Source organism: Streptomyces sp. NPDC054863 (assembly GCF_053610825.1).
Genome location: NZ_JBSGZD010000013.1, coordinates 24,059 through 44,218, shown reverse-complemented (window position 1 = coordinate 44,218; position 20,160 = coordinate 24,059). Strand labels below are relative to the sequence as shown.

The following is a 20,160-nucleotide window of genomic DNA, read 5'->3' as shown; positions in this document are numbered from 1 at the left end:
GAACCATGAGCGTGGACCGTGGACCGCCGGGGCGGTGGATCCGGTTGCGGAGGAGACAAGAGTGCTTGCTGCGCCACGTGCACAGCCGTGTGAGGGAAGGGCTCGCGACTTCCAGCGCGACGTCCACGAGGGTGGCGCATCCCGAGCGGATGTGACCACCCTCCGCCCGTCACCGGCCGCCGGTCAGGTCGGTGACGAAAACGGTGGCGTGGTCCGCCCGCTCAGGCGCCCACCGGGATGCGGTGGCCAGCAGCCGCCGTACCGCACCGGCCGGGCTGGGCACGGCGAGCGCCTGGCCGAACTCCTCCTCCAGGGCGAAGTCGTGGAACGGTACGTACGCTCCGTCGGAGGCCGGCCGTTGACGGCAGAGGTCACGGACACGGAGCAGGAGCACCCCCGGCCTTCTCCGCGATCGAGAGCTTCAGCGCGCTCCGCAGCCCGCAGCGAGCACGCACCGACCATCACGGCCGCACGCCCGGCCGCGATCCGCGTCCTGCCCGATGCGGTCACGGCGATGACCTGACCCCCGCCCATCTGGCTGTGGTCCCCCGTTGCCTGCGCCGCCCCCGGGGCGCCGTTGATCTGGACCAGCTCGACGGAAGCCGGGCTCCTGCCGATGGCTTCGGCGATCTCCTCGTAGTCGAGAGCGGACACCTCGCGCAGTACGAACCTCCCGCACGACTGCCGGATCGACATGCAGGTCGGAGGCTCTGGCGTGGCGCTCGCTCGGGATATTCATGCTGATCTCGGGCCGGACACCGCAGTCTTGATCACCCGTCATGTCATAGGTAGCGTGCGGAAATGACAAGAAGCGAGCGAATCGCGGACCAGTTGGACTGGTACTGGCGCAAGAACCTGCGGCCGGGGCTGGAGGGTCTCACCGACGAGGAGTACTTCTGGGAGCCGGTGCGTGGCTGCTGGAGCATCCGCCCGCGTGGCACGTCGGCCGCACCGATGTCGGAGGGCTCGGGGGAGTGGAGGCTGGACGACGCGTCCCCCGACCTGGTGCCGACGCCGGCGCCGGTGACCACGATTGCCTGGCGGCTGGCGCACATCATCGTCTCCTGCCTGGGCTATCGGGTCGGATGGCACTTCGGCGGCCAGGACGTCGACTCCGAGACATTCGCCTACGCGGGGACCGCTGACGAGGCGCTCAAACAGCTCGATGAGATGTACGGGAGATGGAACGCGGGGGTCCGCGGGCTCTCGGACGCCGACCTGGAGAATCCGCCCGCTGTGGGTCCCGAGCGGTTTCCCATGGAGGGCATGGTCCTGCACGTCAACAGGGAGCTGATCCATCACGGCGCCGAGATTTCCCTGCTGCGCGACCTCTACCGCGGGCAGGACGGCGCCGTACCGGGCCGCATATGACTCTCCGGTAACCGGCGAGCCAGCTACGGAACCTACGTGAACTCCGTGACGCTCCGCGGCTGTCAGCCATCGCGCAGCACCTCGCTCTCCACTGCGGTCAGCTCGGCGATCCGCTCCCCGGCGGCCGGTGCGGCGGCGAGACGGCGGTGTCGTACCAAGGCATTGAGCGCCTCCCGCAGTGGTACGGCGCCGATCCGCACGGCCGTGTCCCGGGCCGCACATGCCTGCTCGGCGGACGTGTCGAGGCGGCGGAGCACCCTATGAGGACAAATAGCCTCATCATACGCATACTGCCTTTCGGGTTGAGAGGCAGTGACATCAGAAACTCCTGATACGGAACCGCGGTTATAGGCAGGCCGAGTCCCTCGCTCTCGAACGGAGGCTGCCCGTGAGCGGGTCCAGCCTGTCCATCCCAGCCGCCCGACCCGTGATCGGCGAAGCCGAGATCGAAGCCGCCGTACGCGTCCTGCGTAGCGGCCATGTCACCCAGGGTCCTGAAGTGGCCGCCTTCGAGGAGGAGTTCTCGGAGCTGGTCGCCGAACGTACCTGTGTAGCCGTCAACTCCGGCACCTCCGCGCTGCAGCTGAGCCTCATGGCGCTCGGCATCGGGGCGGGCGACGAGGTGGTGGTGCCCTCCTTCTCGTTCGCCGCCACCGCCAACGCGGTGCGCCTGGTGGGCGCCGAACCGGTCTTCGCCGACATCACCCCCGGCACCTACTGTCTCGATCCGCTCGCGGCGGCGGCGGCGATCGGTCCGCGTACCGCAGCGCTGATGCCGGTGCACCTGTACGGGCACCCCGCCGACATGGACCGCCTGATGCCGCTCGCCGCGCGCCACGGCCTCGCCGTCGTCGAGGACGCCTGCCAGGCGCACGGTGCCGCGCTGCACGGACAGCCGGTCGGAACGTTCGGGCAGGCCGGATGCTTCAGCTTCTATCCGACGAAGAACATGCACGCGCTCGAAGGCGGCATGATCAGCACCGCCGATCCCCAAGTGGCCCGCACCCTCAGGCTGCTCAGGAACCAGGGCATGGAACAGCGGTACGAGAACGAGATCGTCGGCGCCAACATGCGGATGACCGACGTCGCGGCGGCCGTCGGCCGTGAGCAGCTGAAGCAGCTGCCGGCGTGGACCGAGCAGCGGCGGGCCAACGCCAAGGTGCTCGACTCCCGCATCGAGGGGCTGCCCGTGCCGCACGTGGCCGATGGCGCCCGGCACGTCTACCACCAGTACACCGTCGCCGTCCCCGGCGGGCGCAGGGACGCCGTACAGCAGGAACTGGCACGGCAGGGCATCGGCAGTGCGGTGTACTACCCGACGCCGATCCACCGTCTGAAGCCGTACCGCCACCCGGCCGGCCCTCCCTTGCCCGAGACCGACCGCGCTGCCGCCGCGGTGCTCTCGCTGCCGGTCCACCCCACCCTCGGGCAGGGCGAACTGGAGCGCATCGCCCGGGCCGTGAGCATCGCCGGAGGCGCCTTGTGAGCAAGCAGACCCTGCGTGCGGGACTTGTCGGACTGGGCGCGATGGGACGCAACCATGCCCGGGTGCTCTCGTCGCTCGACGGCGTCGAACTCGTCGGCGTCATGGACCCGGCGGGAGACGCCGCGGGCGCCGCTCGTGGCGCCCCGGTCGTCGCCACTCTGCCCGAACTGCTCGCGCTCGGCCTCGACTACGCCGTGGTCGCCTGCCCCACGGCGCTGCACGAGGAGATCGGCCTCGCCCTGGCCGCGGACGGCGTGTGCGCGCTGATCGAGAAGCCGCTCGCCCACTCCGCGGCTGCGGCCCGACGACTGGTCGACGCCTTCGAGAGGGCCGGTCTGATCGCCGGGGTCGGGCACATCGAGCGCTTCAACCCGGCGTTGCAGAGCCTGCGTTCGCGCCTGGAGGCGGGCGAGCTGGGTGAGATGTTCCAGGTGGTCACGCGGCGGCAGGGGCCCTTCCCGCACCGCATCGCGGACGTGGGCGTCGTCAAGGACCTGGCGACCCACGACATCGACCTCACCAGTTGGGTGACGGGGTGCCCGTACGCTTCCGTGGCGGCCCGCACCCTCTCCAAGAGCGGCCGCCCGCACGAGGACATGGTCGCGGTCGTCGGTGAGCTCACCAACGGCACCATGGTCAGCCATCTCGTGAACTGGCTCAGCCCGCTCAAGGAGCGCTTCGCGGCGGTGACAGGCGAGCGTGGCTGCTTCGTCGCGGACACCCTCACCGCGGACCTCACCTTCCATGCCAACGGCGCCGTCGCCACGGAGTGGGAAGCGCTGAGCACCTTCCGCGGAGCCGCTGAGGGCGACATGGTCAGGTTTGCCATCCCCAAGCGCGAGCCGCTGCTCGTCGAGCACGAGCATTTCCGCGATGCGGTGGAGGGCAAGGGCACGGACATCGTCACCCTTGAGCAGGGGCTGCGGACGGTCGAGGTCGCCGAGGCAGTCCTCGACTCGGCACGACGGAAGGCGTACCTGCCGCTGCAGAGCCCGCACCCCCGGAGTCCGGCGGCGGTCGCCCAGCGGTCGTGAGGTGCCCGCGGCCCTGAGTGATCATTTCTGTTCTCCCTGCAGAACGATCACTCAGGTGCCGCGCGGGCGTGGTCGGCGAAACGCGGTTGCCGGTCACGGCAGTGGGGTCGGCGCGGGCCTGCCCGGACTGCGGGTGCTTCGCGCACCGGGTGACCTGAAGACCCACCACCGAAACGCACCGTAATTCACCACCGCATTGACGACGGTTGACGTCGTCTTCGCCGCTACGTACGACAGGCCCAGAGCCGTCAGCCCGGTGACCGTTGCCACGGTTGCGCAGTAGTTCAGTCCGACGAGCACGAGGTATTTGGCAAAGGCCGGTCCGGCCAGTGTGCCGCTGCGAAATACGAAGGCTCTGTTGAGGCCGAAATTGACCGCCAGTACGGTCACAAAAGCCAGTGAGGTGGCCGCGGCCAACGGCATACGCAGTCCGCCGTGCAGCAGGACCAGTGTCCCCACATCGATCGCGTAGCACAGCCCTCCGACAAGAAGGAACCTTGTCGCATGAGTCGAGGAAAAGCGACGGACGGCGTGCCTTAATTTTGTGACGATTTCTGGTACCTTCCTCCCTGCTCCCGCACATCGTCGCAGATGAATTCCAGTCGAAGAACCGTGAGAGGTCTTTTCTCCGTGTATCAAAATATGAAAGTCGCGGTTGTGGTGCCGGCGTACAACGAGGAAAAGTTGATCGCTCGGACGATCAATACCACGCCAGATTTCGTCGACCATATCGTGGTGATCGACGACGCCAGCAGTGACTCGACGGCCGTCGAGGCGATCGACGCGGGCGACCCGCGGGTGGTGCTCATCCGGCACGAGAACAACACCGGAGTCGGCGGAGCGGTCTGCGACGGGCACAAGGAGGCATTGCGGCTGGAGTGTGACGTCTCGGTGGTCATGGCGGGCGACGGGCAGATGGACCCCGCCTACCTTCCCGCCCTGCTGGCTCCGATCTGCGACGGGACCGCTCTCTTCACCAAGGCGAACCGCTTCTACTCGCGCGACTCCTACCGTGGAATGCCGAAACACCGGATTCTCGGCAACGTCATCCTCTCCTTCATGACCAAGCTGGCATCCGGGTACTGGCACCTGTTCGACCCTCAGAACGGGTACACGGCGATCCACCGGGCAGCGCTGGAACGGCTGAACCTCGACCGTGTGGCCCAGGACTACTCGTTCGAGAACGACCTGCTGATCAATCTGAATATCCTTCGGATCCCGGCCTGTGACGTCCCGATTCCCGCGGTCTACGGGAATGAGGTGTCCACCATGCGGATGCACAAGGTCATTCCGGCATTGATCGGCCAGCTGGCTCGCGGGTCCGGGCGACGCGTCCTCCTGAAGTACGTCGTCTTCTCCTTTTCGCCGATCGCTCTCCTGCTCCTGGCGGGATTCTTCCTGATCGCCTTCGGTGGCGCGGTGAGTACCTGGGTATTGATCCACACGCTCGGGCCTGCGAGTGCCAGCGCAGGGAGTGTCCTGCTGGCGACCATGCCGATCCTCACCGGGATTCACCTTCTCGTCGGCGCCCTCATGCTCGACATCCAGGAGAGCCCGGACCGCCGAGCCGCCGCCGTCGGGATCCCTGTCTCCGGATGAGTCCGCCGCAGCCGCGCCCCGGTGCGGCTCTCGCCTCAGACCTCCGTGAGAACGCCGTCATCCTCGGTGTGCAGGGTGCTGGTCTCCGGGCATTCCCACACCCCGGCCGAACCGGGCACTTCGCGGAGTCTCCGGCCAGCACGGCCCACCCAGCCGATGTGACGGGCCGGGACTCCGGCGACCAGGGCGAAGTCCGGCACGTCCCGTGTGACCACGGCACCGGCGGCGACCATCGCCCAGCGGCCGACGCGGACCGGGGCCACGCAGACCGATCGCGCGCCGAGCGACGCGCCCTCGGCGACACTGACCCCCACGGGCTCCCAGTCGTCACGTCGCTTGGGCCGGCCCTCCGGGTCGACCGAGCGAGGGTTGTGGTCGTTGGTCAGCACGACGGCCGGACCGACGAAGACGCCGTTGGCGAGCTCCGCGGGCTCGTAGACCAGGGCGTGGTTCTGGATCTTGACCCCGTCGCCGATCCGGACACCGGGGCCGACATAGGCGCCCCGCCCCACCACGCAGTTGTCGCCGAGCACGGCCTGCTCACGGATCTGGGCGAGCTCCCACACGGCGGTGCCGGGGCCCAGCGCGACCGACTCGTCGACCTGGGCCCCGGCCGCGATCCGGACCGGAGCGAGCGATGCTTCACTGTTCTGATTCATGTGCTGTGGAACGACCCAACGGGTCTCCGGGTGCGGGGACTTGACCCGTTCGGTCTCTACTCCCAGTCTGACGGATCTTCGCCGCAGACGGGTCCGAGGGTGAGGCATGCGTTCCCGGCCTCTTCGCACACGTACAGCGTGAAACAGTGTTGGACGGCGCCGTAGAAGTAGCCGGTGACGGTCTTCCCTGCCTGCACCGTTTCCGTGACCCTGCCCGACTCAGGCCCTCCGTTCGTATCCACGTACCACAACGTGTAGGTCATCGGCTGGTCACCGCCGTTGGCGAGGACGTACTGGAGGCCGGTGACATCCTGGACCTCTCGTGCGGTGACGCAGATTTCCGTGCTGCCCAGCATTCCGCAGGTGCCGGTTGCCGACCGTTTCTCCTTCGCGGTGGTCGGCGGCTTCTCTTGTACGGGCGCCGCACCAGCACTTGAGGCGGGAAGGCCCAGCGCAGTCACCGCAGCCGCGGCGCCGACCAGTACGGTGCGGCGTGACATTTCCTTCATGTTCTCGCTTCTCTCCGTTCGGCGGTACCTGATCTTGTGTCAGGACGTTAGGCCACCGCTCTCGTGAAGACGTTCAACAGGATCTTCTGGATCGCGGTGTCGAACGGAATGCTGCCGGTGAAGGAGAGGGAGCCGACCGAGAACACCCAGCCCCTGGGGGAAATGGGCGGCACGTAGAGCATCTCGGCCCCGCCCGAGGTATTGCGCCCCTCCGCGACGAGTACGGATCCGGGCACGGCGGCCTGTCGACGGTCAACTTCCCAGCCGCTGGCAGCGATGTCGTAGGCGACGCTGCCAAAGGTGTCTCCCACGCTCAGGCCGGTTCCCGCCGTAAAAGGATTGTTACCGGTGTCGCGCACCTCGTACGGGGCGAAGGACATGTACGTCGGCGGGAAGTACGATACGCCCAGGATTTGCGATTCGGACTGTCCGGAATCTGCGAAGACATCTCGTGAGCCGTCGGGTCGCCGAAAAATCACTGCGCGGCCGTCCGGTGTGTACTGCACCCGTTCGTAGAGGCCGTTCCCGCCCAAGTAGATGATACGGCCGCCGTTGTTCTGGAATGCGGCGATGTTGTCACGCGCGGCTTGCGTGAAATACTCGGGATGGGTGGTCAGCACCAGCGCCTTGTAATTCCCGCCCTGTGCAGGTGTCCGCAGCCAGGAGGCACCTGTCGCATGCAGGTCGTTGTCCGCATAGCAGTCGTACGGGATGTTCTGCGAGCTCATCCATCGGAACAGCAGCAGGTCACTGTGGAGCAGATGGTCGATGATTCCGGTTGCTGTTACGTAGGAGTTGTCCCATGAGGTTCCCATGTTGGGGCGCTGCATGGAGACGGTCCGCTGCGCACCGGATTGGCCGGTCGTATATTGGTTGTGCCCGCCCCAGAAATTGTAGGCGTTGTACGTGTTGGTCGGAATCAGTACAGCGATCTGCCGCTGTGGTGATGAAGGCCGCACGACGAACATCACGTGGTGTTCTTTACCCTGGGGTGATTTCAATTGTGATGCGTATACGCCCGAAGGCCAGTTTGTCCCGGTCCCGACGGATACCGAGAAGGACGGATTCCACCCGCACCCTGCACTGTGATATCCGCTCTTCAGGAGCTGGAACTGCCCGGTTCGAGTGGTGGGCGCGGTGACCGTGACGGGGGCACCGGAGGCAGGAGCAAGGCGGACGGTGGACGACGTGTACGAGGAGAACGTCGTGGACACATGGATGCCGAGACTCGATCCCTGTGCAGTGGAGATCGACGTCGGATAGCCCTGCAACGCCGCAGAATGCTCGCGGGTGAAACCCGAGCCGACCGCAGCGCCGGACCCGCCCGCCCACTGAACGCCGCTGGTATGGACGGTCTCGGAGTTGAGCAGGCGGTACCACTGGAGTTGGTTGTCGGTGCCCGGCGGGTTGGTGGTGCTCGTCCTGATCTTGTAGATGGAACCGGAACCGTTGGAGAAGAGCCCCCTCTCGAACGGCCCCAACATGGTGGTGTCCATCGGCACGCCACCGTTCGCCCAGTTGAATGATCCGGTTGAGCTGAGATAGCGGAACCAGCTGAGTGCGCGACCGTGCCGTGTTCCAAAAATAACCCCGTTCGGGTCGGCGAACAATTGGGTGTAGGCCTGCCATTGCGAGCCGATCTTGGCGCCCGAATTCGCCGCCCAACTGAAGGAGCCGTTGGTGCCGGTATATTTGTACCAGCGCAGGTCTCCATTGCCGTCCTGCGCATAGAAGACGTTGTTCCACCCGCCGATGACACGTGGGAAGTTCCACTGGGTACCGATGCGACTGCCGCTTGCTGAGTGCCAGCTCCCGGCGCCGGTGTTGATGTTGGACAGGATGTATCGGTACCAAAGAAGGTCCCCGTTCGGCATGAATGCGAAGATCTGTCCGTCGGCGGCGGCCAGGACGAATCGGAATTTCTGCCATCCGGTGCCGATGAGTCGCGGGGCGCCAGAGTTTGCCCAGGTGGCCGGGGTGCCCGTTGTCCAGTTGATATGCCGATACCAATACAGATTTCCGTCGGCCTGAATCGCGTACAGAATTCCGTTTCCGCCGGGCACCAAGCTCAAGAAGCGTTGCTGAGGGTCGTATGCCATATCTTATGATGCCCTTTCGGATAAACCGCAGTGGGCGCAATTGTGCGTTACTTTTCCACGCGCAAGAATCGACACGATCGATTCGGATCGAGGTTCATCCGACTGGCACAGACCGCTCACGGTGGCCTGTGAGGGCGGGGATCAGCGACAGGCAGAGCACGCCGATGAACAGGGGTGCTGCCATGTAGCGGAAGCACGGCGCGGGGTTGGCTGCGAGCACGGTGAGCTGCACGCCGAGGGTGACGCCCGCCAGGGCGAGCAAGGGCCGGCAGCGGCGGGCCCGGGTGAGCAGGGCGACGAGCGCATAGGTGGCGTAGCACCAGGTGGCACCACGCCAGAAGAGCCATTCGAGCTGTGGGACGCCGAAGGCGGAGCGGCCGAAGACGGCGGCGTGGTGGAGGGCCTGGGACAGCGGTCGGGACTTGAGCACCGGCAGGTACGGGCTGTGCTGCATCCCGCGATACCCCCACACGTCGGCGGGGATCGAGGTGCCGTACGTCCATGTCCTGGCGTTCTTCTCCTGCGGTCCGGGGAAGACGGCCCAGGCGATGTGTGCTCGGCACAGCCGCGCGCCCAAGATCTGCTGGGGCGACGTGCGCAGAACGCGCCACCACAACCGCATCAGCGGTGCGTTGAGCCGACCGGCCACTGTCCGGTTCATCGAGGCGTTGTAGTAGAACACGTCGGACGTGTAGCAGTTGGTGCCGGCAGCGTGCCAGGTCGAGAGCGGCGCCACCTTGGTCATGAGCCGCACGTCGTCCGGGGTGAACAGGCCCGGTGCACGCACATGGGCCACCGCGACGTCGGCGTAGTTCAGGTTGTGGACGAGCGCCTTGCCCGGCCGCTCGACGCCGACCGCCGAATAGACCACGAGCATCAGCGTCAAGGTCACGGTCGTGGTGACGGTGACCAGTGCGGCGATCAGGCGCCGGGCTCCGGGAAGTGCGAGGAGCAGGGCCAGTGCGGCGATGACGGTGACGGGGAAGCCGTTGTTGCGGAAGAGGCCGATTCCGAGGAACGCGGTGCACAGCAGCAGGATTTCGGAGCGTCGCAGACGGCCGTTCCAGCTCCCCTGCAGCCGTCTGCCCACCAGTCGTGCCGTCACGGCGAACACCAGCACCGCACAGACCGTGAACGGCACGTCCTTCCACACGAAGACGGTGAACGACCCGAGCGGGGGAGCCGCCGCGCAGGCCACAGCGGCCGGTGCGCTCCACCGCCCCCGTACGCCGAGTGTGCGCAGGCTCGCGCACGTGTAGCCGAGCACCGCGGACATCGCGATCGTCTGCAGCAGCGTCAACGCCGCGAAGTCCCCCGTGACGGTGAGGGTCAGCCAGACCAGCGCGCTGTAGAGCACCGAGTGGTCCGAACGCCAGTGGCCGGTGGTGACCTGCCACGTGTAGACCACCGAGTCGATACTCATCAGACCCGGGTAGAAGGCCGCCCACCACAGCAGGTAGCAGGCCTGGCACAAGAGGAAGACGGCGAGCGGCAACCGCAGTTCCGACGGTACGCGCGCCCAGAGGGCCCGGACTCGCTGTGGGGGATGGACGGAGATCTCCTGGGCGTCGGACACCGAGCGGTTCAGCTGCTGCGCGCGCTTTTCACGGGACGTATTCCACGTCCTTCGGTGAGGTGGATGAGGTAGTGGATGACGTCGTTCGGGACGCCGGGGGCGGGACGACGGGACGTACGGCACCGCGCAGCGCCGGAACGAGTGACAGGCAGAGCACGCCGATGAACATGGGGGCCGCCATGTAGCGGAAGCACGGCGAGGGGGTCGCGACGAAGACGGTGAGCTGAATGCCGAGGGTGACGCCTGCCAGGGCGAGCAAGGGGCGGCAGCCGCGGGCCCGGGTGAACCGGGTGACGAGCACGTAGGTGGCGTAGGACCAGATCGCGCCGCGCCACAGGATCCACTCCAACTGGGGAACGTGGGCGGCTTCGTACGCGAAGTTGCCGACGTGGCCGAGGGCTTCGGACAGGGGCTGGGGCCGGGCCGCCCGGAGGTACGGGCTCGACTTCATGTCCGGGTGCCACCTGAGGAACGTCGGGGGCACCTTGTTGAGGGAGTTGTACGTCCTGCCGCCTTGATCCTGCGGCCCGGGGAAGACGGCCCAGGCGATGTGTCCTCGGCAGATCCGTGCGGCCATCACCTTTTGGGGGGCCTTGCGCAGGGTGCGCCACCACAACTGCACGATGGGTTCGGTGAGTGGGTCGGTGACGTGCGTGTTCAGCTTCTGGTACATGGGGTCGGAGGCGAAGCAACTGGCTCCGGCCGCACGCCAGTCGGAGAGGGGCGCCGCCCGGGTCATCAGCCGCTGGTCGTCCGGGGTGAACAGGCCTGGCGTCTGCGCGTAGGTCACCGCCAGGTCGGCGTAGTGGAGGTTGTAGACAAGAGTCTTGGGCGGCTTCTGGATGCCGACCGCCGAATAGACCACGAGCATCAGCGTCAAGGTCACGGTCGTGGTGGCGGTGACCAGTGCGGCGATCAGGCGCCGGGCTCCGGGAAGTGCGAGGAGCAGGGCCAGTGCGGCGATGACGGTGACGGGGAAGCCGTTGTTGCGGAAGAGGCCGATCCCGAGGAACGCGGTGCACAGCAGCAGGATTTCGGAGCGTCGCAGTCGGCCGTTCCAGCTCCCCTGCAGCCGTCTGCCCACCAGTCGTGCCGTCACGGCGAACACCAGCACCGCACAGACCGTGAACAGCACGTCCTTTCCTACGTAGACGGTGAACGACCCGAGCGGGGGAGCCGCCGCGCAGGCCACAGCGGCCGGTGCGCTCCACCGTCCGCGTACGCCGAGTGTGCGCAGGCTCGCGCACGTGTAGCCGAGCACCGCGGACATCGCGATCGTCTGCAGCAGCGTCAACGCCGCGAAGCCCCCGGTGGCGTTGAGGGACAGCCAGAGCAGGGAGTTGTAGAGGACCGAGTGGTTGGAGATCCAGTGGTCGGTGGTGACCTGCCAGGTGTAGGCGAGCGCGTCGTAGTCGATCAGACCCGGGTAGAAGGCCGCCCACCACAGCAGGTAGCAGACCTGGCAGGAGAGGTAGACGACGAGCGGCAGCCGCAGCGCCTCCGGTACGCGCGACCACAGGTCCTGGAGCCTCACAGCCGCCGCTGGGGAAGGGGGCCGGGAAGGGGGTGGGACGTCTGACATGCGGAGATCTCCTGGGCGTTCGTACCGGAGCGGCGAGCGAGAGGCGTTCGTACCGGAGCGGCGAGCGAGAGGCGTTCGTACCGGAGCGGCGAGCGAGAGGCGTTCGTACCGGAGCGGCGAGCGAGAGGTGAGAGGGCGGTCAACGCATTCCGTCCGGGAGGGCGGGGTGCGCGTCGTCGCGGAGCCGTCGTGCGTGCTGCTGAGGAACGGCCGACGGGGGGTACTCCCGGCCGAGCATGATCAGGGAGACCGCTCGGGCAGCCGCGTGCCCGTCGTCGTACGCGCAGAACCGTCGCCTGAAGGCGGCGCGAAGAGCGGCGGAGCGTGCGTCCTGCCACGCCCCGGAGGCGAACAGATCCGTCAACTCGTCGGTGCTGGTGGAGACGTGGCCCGGCGGCTCGGCCGGCAGATCGAAGTAGGCGCCGCGGGCCGCCCGGTACGTCGCCCAGTCGTCGCCGTGGACGACGATCGGGCGGTCCGTGTTGGCGTAGTCGAACATCAGGGACGAGTAGTCGGTCACCAGGCAGTCGGAGACGAGCATCATGTCCTGTACCGAGGGCTCGTCGGTGACGTCGAGGAGCTGCCCGCGCCGCTGGAGGTCGCGCAGTTGCAGATCACGGGTCTCGGCCTTGGCGTCCTTCGGGTGCAGTCGGACGAGCAGGGTGACCTTCGGCCCCAGGCCCCGCGCCAGGTGCTCGAAGTCGAGCCGCGGCACGTACGACTTGCGGTGGGCGCGCCAGGTCGGGGCGTAGAGCACCACGGTGTTGCCGTCCGGGATACCGAGCCGCTTGCGCAGGGCGACCGTCCGCAACACGTCCCCCCTCACCAGCACGTCGTTGCGCGGGGAGCCGGTCGGCAGAGAGGTGAAGCGACAGGGATAGGCACGGTCCCAGATCTGCTCCGTGTACGGGCTGGAGACCAGGCTGTAGTCCCAGCGGTCCGCGCGCTGGAGCATCGCACGGACGTTGACGTGATACTTCGCGGCCGGCCGGCCGAGCAGGTCGACGCCCATGTGCCCCAGAGGCGTCCCCTGGTGGGTGTGCACATGGATCTGCCCCGGGCGCTTCACCAGGCCGTGTGCCCAGTCGACGTTGTTGACGAAGTACGTGGCGCGACTCATCACCCGGTGGTAGCGCGGTGTGTCCGGGGTGACGTGGTCGATGCCGCTCGGCAGCCGCTCCACGTCCTCCGGCCGCACCACCCACACCGCGTGGATGTGCGGGGCCAGCATCCGGGCCGCGTCGTGGACGGCCGCCGGATCGCCGAGCACACCGCGGTGCCAGAAGGCCGAGTACACGGCGAGATTCGGATCGAGCGGGAGTCGGCGCTGGGTACGGCCGATGGCCCGCTTGATCTGCCGGGTGGTCGCCCTGCGCACCTCGCGCTTCTTGCGGAGGGACGCCTTCCGCAGCCGCGCGGCCAGCATGCAGGCCCGGAACACCGGGTAGGGGCTGCGGGGGAGCAGGCGCCACTGGGTGCGGTAGGCATCGTCCGGCGGGGTGAAACCAGCCGGCTTGTAGCGCCGGTAGAACTCCACCGTCTCCCGGTGGAAGGCGGCCCGGTCCTCGGGCAGCACTCGCTCGCTGAGCGGCATCGTCGCCAGGAAGTGGTTGATCGTCCGCTCGAAGAGGAGCGGCCTCGCCTTGTCCAGCTCCGGGTGTTCGTCGAGAAACGCGAACAATCCCGCGTACTGCGCGAAGATGTCGAAGTGCCTGCGCCCCGGGGTGCGGGTGATTGCACCACGCCTGCGCTGCAGGTACGCGACGCACACCCGGTCGAGACACGCGATGCGGCGGGCGCACAACAACGCCTGATAGGTGACCGGGGCGTCCTCGTAGAGACCCTGCTGGTAGGTGAATTGGTGGCCGGTGAAGAAGTCGCGACGGTATGCCTTGTTCCAGGCGACCAGGAACAGATGCAGGTACGAGGGACTGCTCACGATGTCGAATGTGTCCGTGCCCGCGGAGGCGAGCAGATCAGCCGTCATGCTCCGGCCGCCACGGCCCCACCAGTGCGTGCGCACATGGTCGAAGACGAGAACGTCCGGGTCGTCGGTGACCCTGAGCCGCTCGTCGATGGCCCGCAGCGCTCCCGGGGTGTAGCTGTCGTCGCTGTCGAGGAAGAGCAGATAGTCGCCGGTGGCGTGGCCGACGCCTGCGTTGCGGGCCCGGCCGAGGCCGACGTTCTCCGGCAGGTGGACCGCTTTGACACGTGCGTCGAGCGCCGCGTACTCGTCGATGATGCTGCCGCAGTTGTCGGGTGAGCAGTCGTCGACCGCGATGACCTCGATGTCGGTGCAGGATTGCGTCAGGATGGAGTCGAGGCACTCGCGCAAGTAGCCCTGGACCTTGTGGACGGGGACGATGACGCTGAAACGAGGCACGGGCTCTTCCACGGTCGTGAGGGATGGGTGCGGGCGTGCGGTTCTGACGGGTCAGTGGCGCAGGACGCGGGCGGCGGCCGGGGCCGGGACGCGCTGGCCCAGCGGAACGACCGGCGCCAGCGCTTCGGCCGGCTCACCGAGCAGCACCCGGCGCACCACCCGCTCCGCGGCCAGACCGTCGTCGAATTCGCAGAACCGCTCACGGAACTCGCCGCGCAGCCGGGCCGCGGCCTCGCCGTCCCACTCACCGCTGCAAAAGATCCGCGCCAGCTCGTCCTGGGTACGGGCCACCGGGCCCGGCGGCGCGGCGAGCAGGTCGAAGTAGACGCCCCGTGTCTCCCGGTAGACGTCCCAGTCGTCGGCGTACACGACGATCGGACGGTCGAGGTTGGCGTAGTCGAACATGATCGACGAGTAGTCCGTGATCAGCACGTCCGCGGCGAGGCACACCTCCTCGGGCGAACGGTGCTCCGTCACGTCGATCAACGCGCCGGAGCGCAGCATCCCTTCGAGACCTGCGGACCCCTCGTAGGAGTGGTGGGCCCGCAGCAGCACCACGAACTGCTCGCCGAGCGCCTCACAGAACGCGACGAGGTCCAGCTGGGGGAGGAACTCCGTGCGGTAGTCGCGGTGGGTCGGCGCGTACAGCACCGCGATCCGGTCCCCTGGGACGCCGAGGCGGCGCCGGATCGCGGCCACGTCCTCGGCCGTCGACCGGTAGAACGCGTCGTTGCGCGGATAGCCGACGTCCAGACTCTCGTACGCACCCGGGTAGGCCCGCTCCCAGACCTCGGTGGAGTGATGGTTCGACGAGAGGTTGAAGTCCCAGCGGTCCACGCGCTGCAGCAGCTTGCCGAGCGAGCCGGCCGTGGCCGCCGCCGCCGGGAACTCCACCTGGTCCACGCCCATGCGCTTGAGCGGGGTGCCGTGCTGGGTCTGCACATGGAGGGTGCCGGGGCGCTTCCTGACCGCCATCTCGAAGTTGACGTTGTTGAAGGTGTACTTGGCGGTGGCCAGCACCTCCCAGTAGCGGGCGCTTCCGATCACCACGCCCTCCACGTCGTCGGGCATCTGCCGCGCGTGGTCCTCGGTCGTCAGAAAGACCGTCTTGATGTGCGGGGCCAGGCGCCGCGCCGCCGCGTGGATGGCGGCGGGGTTGCAGGCGTAGCCGCGGCCCCAGTACGAGGAGAAGACAGCGAGGTTCTCGTCCACCGGCCGCCTGAGGAAGGACTTGTACGGGTTGCTGCTCCGCTTCCGGAGTCTTCCGAGGAGCCGTCCGGCAGGCCGTGCCACCCTGCCCAGCCGACGTTTTGTGCCGCGCAGTGCACGAAATGCCGTCCAGGAGCCGGAAGCCAGCAACGCGTGCTGAAGCCCCACGCTGCCTCCTGGCCGACGGTGGCCCGCGGGGCGGTGCTGACGGTAGAGCCGGGCGGCCCGCCGGAAGTACTGTCGCCGCAGCGCCGGGCTCGGCAGCCGCCCGGGGGATGCCGCGGTCTTGAGCACCCCGCACACCAACTGGTGGAAGACCCTGCCGAGCAGCGCCGCGTCCGGCTTCAGCTCCGCCGCCCGGCGCATCACCAGGTCGAACTGGTCGAGCAGATCCATGTGGTGGGGGCCGGGGATCTGGTTCCGGCTGCCTTGGCGGCGCAGCAGATGTCGTACGCAGATCCGGTCGAGCAGCGCGATCTGCTCGGCTCGCAGCGCGGCGAGCACGCTCCACACCGTGTCGGTGAACATGCCGGGTACGAAGGCCAGTTCGTGCCGGGACACGAAGCCGCGCCGATAGGCCGCGCTCCATGCGGGCACCAGCACATCGGGCAGCGCGGCGTGCTGCTCCACCGTGAAGGGCTCGGCCGGGGCACCCTGCCACAGCCGTTCGAGCGTCGCCCCCCTGCTGCCGTCGAACCAGTGCACCCGCTCATGGTCGAAGAGCAGCAGATCGGGCTCCTCGGACTCGGTGAGCCGGGCGTCGAGGATTCCCAGCGCGCCGGGCACCAGCGTGTCGTCGCCGTCGAGGAAGAGCAGGAACTCGCCCTCGGCGGCGGCGATTCCGGCATTGCGCGCGCCCGGCAGGCCGTCGCCCGGGGGCGAGTGCACCACCTTGATCCGCAGATCGCGGTCCGCGTGCGCGGCCACGATCGAGGCACACAGCGCTTCCTGGTCGCCGACGACGGCGATCAGCTCGACATCGGCGAAGGCCTGGCCGAGCACCGAATCAAGACAGTCGGGCAGCCGCCCCGGTCCGTCGTGGGCAGGAACGACAACGCTGAAGCGGGGCAACACACTCTCCTTCGGTGGGCGTTCAAGCGGCGCTGGTAGGCAGTGTCACGGGCGCCTCAGGCGCCTGCCGCGGAAGGGGCGCCGCCGAATCCGCCGCCGGTTGCCGCTCCTCCCACGGCACGACGGGCGGCAGACCCGGCGTCTCCCCGAGGAGGACATGCCGCACGACCCGTTCGGCGGCGCCCCCGTCGTCGTACGGGCAGAAGCGTTCGCGGAACGCGGCCCGCTGCTCGGTGGAGCGCGGGCTGCGCCACTCGCCGGTCGCGAAGATGTCGATCAGCTCGTCCTCGCCGGTGGCGACCGCACCGGGCGGGAAGTTCCGGAGGTCGAAGTAGGTGCCTCGGGTCGCCTCGTAGGCCTCCCGGTCGTCGGCGTACACGACGATCGGGCGGTCGAGGTTGGCGTAGTCGAACATCAGCGAGGAGTAGTCCGTGACCAGCGCGTCGCTCGCCAGGCAGAGGGACTCGACGCAGGGGTGGTCCGAGACGTCGACCAGCCGGGACGAGCCCTTGTCCACGAGCGGAGTGCCGGAGAGGTGGTGGGCGCGGGTGAGCACCATGTAGCGGGGGCCGAGTGAGCGCAGCATGCGCTCCAGATCGATCGACCGGCGCTGGGTGGGGCGGTAGTCCCGGTGGGTGGGGGCGTACAGGATCGCGACCGAATCCCCGGGGATGCCCAGGCTCTCGCGCAGCCGGGCCACGTCCTCGCCGGTGGCGTGCCGGTAGATGTCATTGCGCGGATAGCCGTATTCGAGGGTGGTGTAACCGGCGGGGTAGACCCGCTCCCAGACGAGCGTGGAATGGCGGTTCGCGGACAGGACGTAGTCCCACTTGTCGCAGTTGGCGAGCATCCGCCCGACGTCGGTGTCGCCGAAGGCGGCAGGCCGGTCGAGCAGATCGAGGCCCATGCGCTTGAGCGGGGTGCCGTGCTGGGTCTGCACGAACACCTGTCCCCGGGCCTTGACGAGTCTCCGGTCGAAGTTGACGTTGTTGACCAGGTACTTGGAGCGGGCCAGCGCCGTCCAGTACGCGGCCGAACCGGGGGTGAGGCGGCGGGTGGCCGCCGGGACCGTGTGGTGGTGCGCGGGGCCGGCGATCCAGGCGGTGCGGATGCCGGGCGCCAGTTCGCGGACCTTCGCCTCGATCGCCGCCGGATTGCAGCCGTAGCCGCGGCCCCAGTAGGCGGAGAACACGGCGTCGTTCTCGCGCAGCGGAAGGAGCCGTTGGATGCGGTAGTGGATCTGGAGTGCGGCTGCCCTGACGGCACGGTGTGCGGCGACGGCGGCGCGGAGGGCGTTTCGCTGGAGAGCTCGTGCGAAGCACAGGGCGAGGTAGCTGCGATGCGCGCCCAGCCGCACCAGGGCGTGCCGGATTCTGGTGCGCGTGGGGGGAGTTGCGCCGGGGCAGTGGTAGCGGCGGCAGTAGGTGCGGGCCCGGCGCAGAAACGCGGCGCGGCTGCCGCGCGGCAGCCGGTCGCGGGCCGTGAACACCGTGCTGAAGTGGTCGACCATCCGGCGGAAGACGAGGGGCCGCCAGCGCGCCAGTTCGGGGTGTGCGTCCAGGTGGGCGAAGACCCGGTCGTACTGGTCGAAGATCTCGAAGTGCCTGGGCCCGGGGGAGCAGGTGATCGCTCCCTGTCTGCGCCGCCGGTACCGCACGCAGACCCTGTCGAGCACCGCGATCGACTCCGCGGTCACCAGCACCGGATAGGTCCAGGAGACGTCCTCGTAGTAGCCGGGAGCGAAGGTGAAGTCCGCACGCTCCAGGAACTCACGGCGGTACGCCTTGTTCCAGACGACGTGCAGGACTCTCAGCAGCCCTGGTCTGTCGTCCAGCGTGAAGGCCGCCGGGCCCTCCTCGCTGAGCTGGGCCGCGACGGCCTTGGGGGCCGTGCTGCCGGTGCAGTACGACCGTACGTAGTCGTAGACCAGGACGTCGGGGCTGTCCGTGTTCTTGAGCCGGTCCGAGATCGCGTGCAGTGCGTCGGGGGTCAGGGAGTCGTCGCTGTCCAGGAAGATCACATACTCGCCGGTGGCGCGTGCGAGCCCGGCGTTGCGGGCTCGGCCGAGACCTGTGTTCTCCGTCAGGTGGATGGCGTGCACCCGCGGATCGCGGGCCGCGAACTCGTCGATGATCGTTCCACTGCCGTCCGGTGAGCAGTCGTCGACGGCGATCAGCTCAAGATCGGTGAAGGGCTGCTCCAAGACGGATTCAAGGCATTCGTGCAGATATGCCTGCACCATGTAGGCGGGGACAATCACACTGAACCGTGGCAATGTGCATCCATGGGTCGACAGAGGCGTATTGCGCGAAAACGATCGATAGCATGCGAAAGTTACGCGGGATACGGCATACGAGGGACACCTGGGTGATCAGGGGGTTTTCGACCCACCCTGCCGAGGGTGGAGCGACTGGGATCCCACCGTGCGCTGTCCTGAACGGGTGTGGCTCCTGTGCAGGTACTGGGGCTGCAAGGATCAGGGTGCACGGCAGGTTTCGTCGGGCGCGGAACAACTCCGGGGGCGGCCGGCGGGTGTCGCGGTCACGGACGCGGCGTGCAGGCCAGGGGCCCTCGCCGCGCCCGCGCTCGTCAGTTTCCCGCCGTCACCCGCCGTACCACCGCCAGCGCCTCGCGCACTGCTCCAGGGATGTCCGTCACCGGGAAGCGCGCGTGCCGCACCACGCGTTCGCGGTCCACCACCAGTACCGCCCGCTTCAGCCGCAGTGCCTGCCCGGCGCGGAACACGGGGAGCCGCAGAGCGGCGGCGAGACGCAGGTCGACGTCTGAGAGCAGGATGAAGGGGATGCCCTCCTCGACCCCGAACACCCGCTGTTCGTCCGGGCGTTGCGTGCTCACGCCGTGGACCTCGGCGCCCGCCGCACGGAATTCGTCGTACGCGTCCCGGAACAGCCGGTTCTCCAGCGTGCAGCCGACGGTGCCGGGGATATCGGCCCAGCCGTCCGGCAGTGGGCCGGGGCGACCGGTCGCCGGGTAGCAGAACAGGACGGTGGCCGCAGCCTCGGCCACCGGGTCCAGCGGCTCCCCGTCCCGGTGCCCCGGCAGTTCGAGGCGCGGCAGCGACTCGCCCACCAGGCCCGCCACCCGAAGCGCCTCCGCACTCTCCTCGTCGGCCGTGCCGTTCAGCGAGCCGTCGCCGAGGAGCCAACGGTCCGCCCAGTCCTGCATCGAGAGCAGCACGGGCAGCAGCCCCCGCCCGCTCTCCGTCAGGCGGTACTCGTACCGCACCGGGCCGCTCTGGTACGGAACCTTCTCCAGGACCTCCGCCCCCACCAGGTGTGCAAGGCGCTCGGTCAACACCTTGCGGGAGATGCCCAGTTCCTCCTGGAGCGCGTCGAACCGGTGGTGGCCGCGTGCGGTCTCCCGTACCAGGAGCAGGCTCCACCAGTCGCCGACCACCGCAGCCGCCTGCGCGATCGCACAGGCGGCGTCCCGCTCGGGCACCGACCTGACCACGGGTCGCCTCTCTTCTCCGGATGCAGCGTCCAATCTTCGGAACCATCTTGCGCCATGCCGTCAGTTCCGGATAGGAACTCTATCGCAACCAGGTAAGTTCCCATAAGA

The 20,160-nt window shown here is 68.1% G+C and carries 16 protein-coding genes; 4 read left to right on the top strand and 12 right to left on the bottom strand.

The features are described from left to right. Nucleotides 1-169 precede the first annotated feature (169 nt). Entirely contained in the window at nt 170-394 is a 225-nt protein-coding gene (locus ACWGIG_RS04825; RefSeq protein WP_453320078.1) for a hypothetical protein, read from the bottom strand. Nucleotides 395-801: 407 nt separating this feature from the next. Here ACWGIG_RS04825 and ACWGIG_RS04820 point away from each other — a divergent pair, with 407 nt between their 5' ends. Beyond that, nucleotides 802-1,371, top strand: coding sequence for a DinB family protein (locus ACWGIG_RS04820; RefSeq protein ID WP_453320077.1), 570 nt, complete (start codon nt 802-804; stop codon nt 1,369-1,371). 62 nt (nt 1,372-1,433) lie between these two features. Here ACWGIG_RS04820 and ACWGIG_RS04815 read toward each other — a convergent pair whose 3' ends face one another. Beyond that, nucleotides 1,434-1,628: a hypothetical protein gene (locus ACWGIG_RS04815; protein WP_453320076.1), complete on the bottom strand. Its 195-nt coding sequence runs from the start codon at nt 1,626-1,628 to the stop codon at nt 1,434-1,436. Between the two features lie 131 nt (nt 1,629-1,759). Here ACWGIG_RS04815 and ACWGIG_RS04810 point away from each other — a divergent pair, with 131 nt between their 5' ends. Then, nucleotides 1,760-2,857: a DegT/DnrJ/EryC1/StrS family aminotransferase gene (locus ACWGIG_RS04810; protein ID WP_453320075.1), complete on the top strand. Its 1,098-nt coding sequence runs from the start codon at nt 1,760-1,762 to the stop codon at nt 2,855-2,857. Between the two features lie 41 nt (nt 2,858-2,898). After that, nucleotides 2,899-3,891, top strand: a complete 993-nt coding sequence (locus tag ACWGIG_RS04805) for a Gfo/Idh/MocA family oxidoreductase (RefSeq protein WP_453320103.1) — start codon at nt 2,899-2,901, stop codon at nt 3,889-3,891. Between the two features lie 93 nt (nt 3,892-3,984). Here the strand turns inward: ACWGIG_RS04805 and ACWGIG_RS04800 are convergent, their stop codons facing one another. Continuing rightward, complete coding sequence (locus ACWGIG_RS04800) at nt 3,985-4,620, bottom strand: GtrA family protein (protein WP_453320074.1); 636 nt, start codon at nt 4,618-4,620, stop codon at nt 3,985-3,987. On the opposite strand from ACWGIG_RS04800, the gene ACWGIG_RS04795 reads away from it, so the two are divergent. Continuing rightward, entirely contained in the window at nt 4,522-5,490 is a 969-nt protein-coding gene (locus ACWGIG_RS04795; RefSeq protein WP_453320073.1) for a glycosyltransferase family 2 protein, read from the top strand. The genes ACWGIG_RS04800 and ACWGIG_RS04795 overlap by 99 nt on opposite strands. Nucleotides 5,491-5,525: 35 nt before the next feature. Here the strand turns inward: ACWGIG_RS04795 and ACWGIG_RS04790 are convergent, their stop codons facing one another. The 9 genes from ACWGIG_RS04790 to ACWGIG_RS04750 form a co-directional block, all read right to left on the bottom strand. Continuing rightward, on the bottom strand, nt 5,526-6,149 hold the full coding sequence (locus ACWGIG_RS04790) for an acyltransferase (protein ID WP_453320072.1): 624 nt from the start codon (nt 6,147-6,149) through the stop codon (nt 5,526-5,528). Between the two features lie 56 nt (nt 6,150-6,205). Then, complete coding sequence (locus ACWGIG_RS04785) at nt 6,206-6,658, bottom strand: hypothetical protein (RefSeq protein ID WP_453320071.1); 453 nt, start codon at nt 6,656-6,658, stop codon at nt 6,206-6,208. Between the two features lie 47 nt (nt 6,659-6,705). Beyond that, nucleotides 6,706-8,757, bottom strand: a complete 2,052-nt coding sequence (locus ACWGIG_RS04780) for a N,N-dimethylformamidase beta subunit family domain-containing protein (RefSeq protein WP_453320070.1) — start codon at nt 8,755-8,757, stop codon at nt 6,706-6,708. A 94-nt stretch (nt 8,758-8,851) separates the two neighbouring features. After that, nucleotides 8,852-10,333, bottom strand: coding sequence for a hypothetical protein (locus ACWGIG_RS04775; RefSeq protein WP_453320069.1), 1,482 nt, complete (start codon nt 10,331-10,333; stop codon nt 8,852-8,854). A gap of 28 nt (nt 10,334-10,361) precedes the next feature. Further along, on the bottom strand, nt 10,362-11,915 hold the full coding sequence (locus ACWGIG_RS04770) for a hypothetical protein (protein ID WP_453320068.1): 1,554 nt from the start codon (nt 11,913-11,915) through the stop codon (nt 10,362-10,364). Nucleotides 11,916-12,054: 139 nt separating this feature from the next. Then, nucleotides 12,055-14,298 (bottom strand): bifunctional glycosyltransferase/CDP-glycerol:glycerophosphate glycerophosphotransferase, encoded by a 2,244-nt coding sequence (locus ACWGIG_RS04765; protein ID WP_453320067.1) that lies wholly within the window; start codon nt 14,296-14,298, stop codon nt 12,055-12,057. Nucleotides 14,299-14,349: 51 nt separating this feature from the next. Continuing rightward, nucleotides 14,350-16,578, bottom strand: a complete 2,229-nt coding sequence (locus ACWGIG_RS04760; RefSeq protein WP_453320066.1) for a bifunctional glycosyltransferase/CDP-glycerol:glycerophosphate glycerophosphotransferase — start codon at nt 16,576-16,578, stop codon at nt 14,350-14,352. Between the two features lie 22 nt (nt 16,579-16,600). After that, nucleotides 16,601-18,853, bottom strand: coding sequence for a bifunctional glycosyltransferase/CDP-glycerol:glycerophosphate glycerophosphotransferase (locus tag ACWGIG_RS04755; protein ID WP_453320065.1), 2,253 nt, complete (start codon nt 18,851-18,853; stop codon nt 16,601-16,603). Between the two features lie 314 nt (nt 18,854-19,167). Then, nucleotides 19,168-20,052, bottom strand: coding sequence for a winged helix-turn-helix transcriptional regulator (locus tag ACWGIG_RS04750; protein ID WP_453320064.1), 885 nt, complete (start codon nt 20,050-20,052; stop codon nt 19,168-19,170). Nucleotides 20,053-20,160 lie beyond the last annotated feature (108 nt).

What these genes read in the sequence shown, in the direction of transcription:
- ACWGIG_RS04820 (WP_453320077.1), top strand. Translation starts at nt 802, where the DNA reads ATGACAAGAAGCGAGCGAATCGCGGACCAGTTGGACTGGTACTGGCGC.
- ACWGIG_RS04790 (WP_453320072.1), bottom strand. Translation starts at nt 6,149, where the DNA reads ATGAATCAGAACAGTGAAGCATCGCTCGCTCCGGTCCGGATCGCGGCC.
- ACWGIG_RS04770 (WP_453320068.1), bottom strand. Translation starts at nt 11,915, where the DNA reads ATGTCAGACGTCCCACCCCCTTCCCGGCCCCCTTCCCCAGCGGCGGCT.
- ACWGIG_RS04785 (WP_453320071.1), bottom strand. Translation starts at nt 6,658, where the DNA reads ATGAAGGAAATGTCACGCCGCACCGTACTGGTCGGCGCCGCGGCTGCG.
- ACWGIG_RS04800 (WP_453320074.1), bottom strand. Translation starts at nt 4,620, where the DNA reads ATGGTCGACGAAATCTGGCGTGGTATTGATCGTCCGAGCGATCAACTT.
- ACWGIG_RS04805 (WP_453320103.1), top strand. Translation starts at nt 2,899, where the DNA reads ATGGGACGCAACCATGCCCGGGTGCTCTCGTCGCTCGACGGCGTCGAA.
- ACWGIG_RS04780 (WP_453320070.1), bottom strand. Translation starts at nt 8,757, where the DNA reads ATGGCATACGACCCTCAGCAACGCTTCTTGAGCTTGGTGCCCGGCGGA.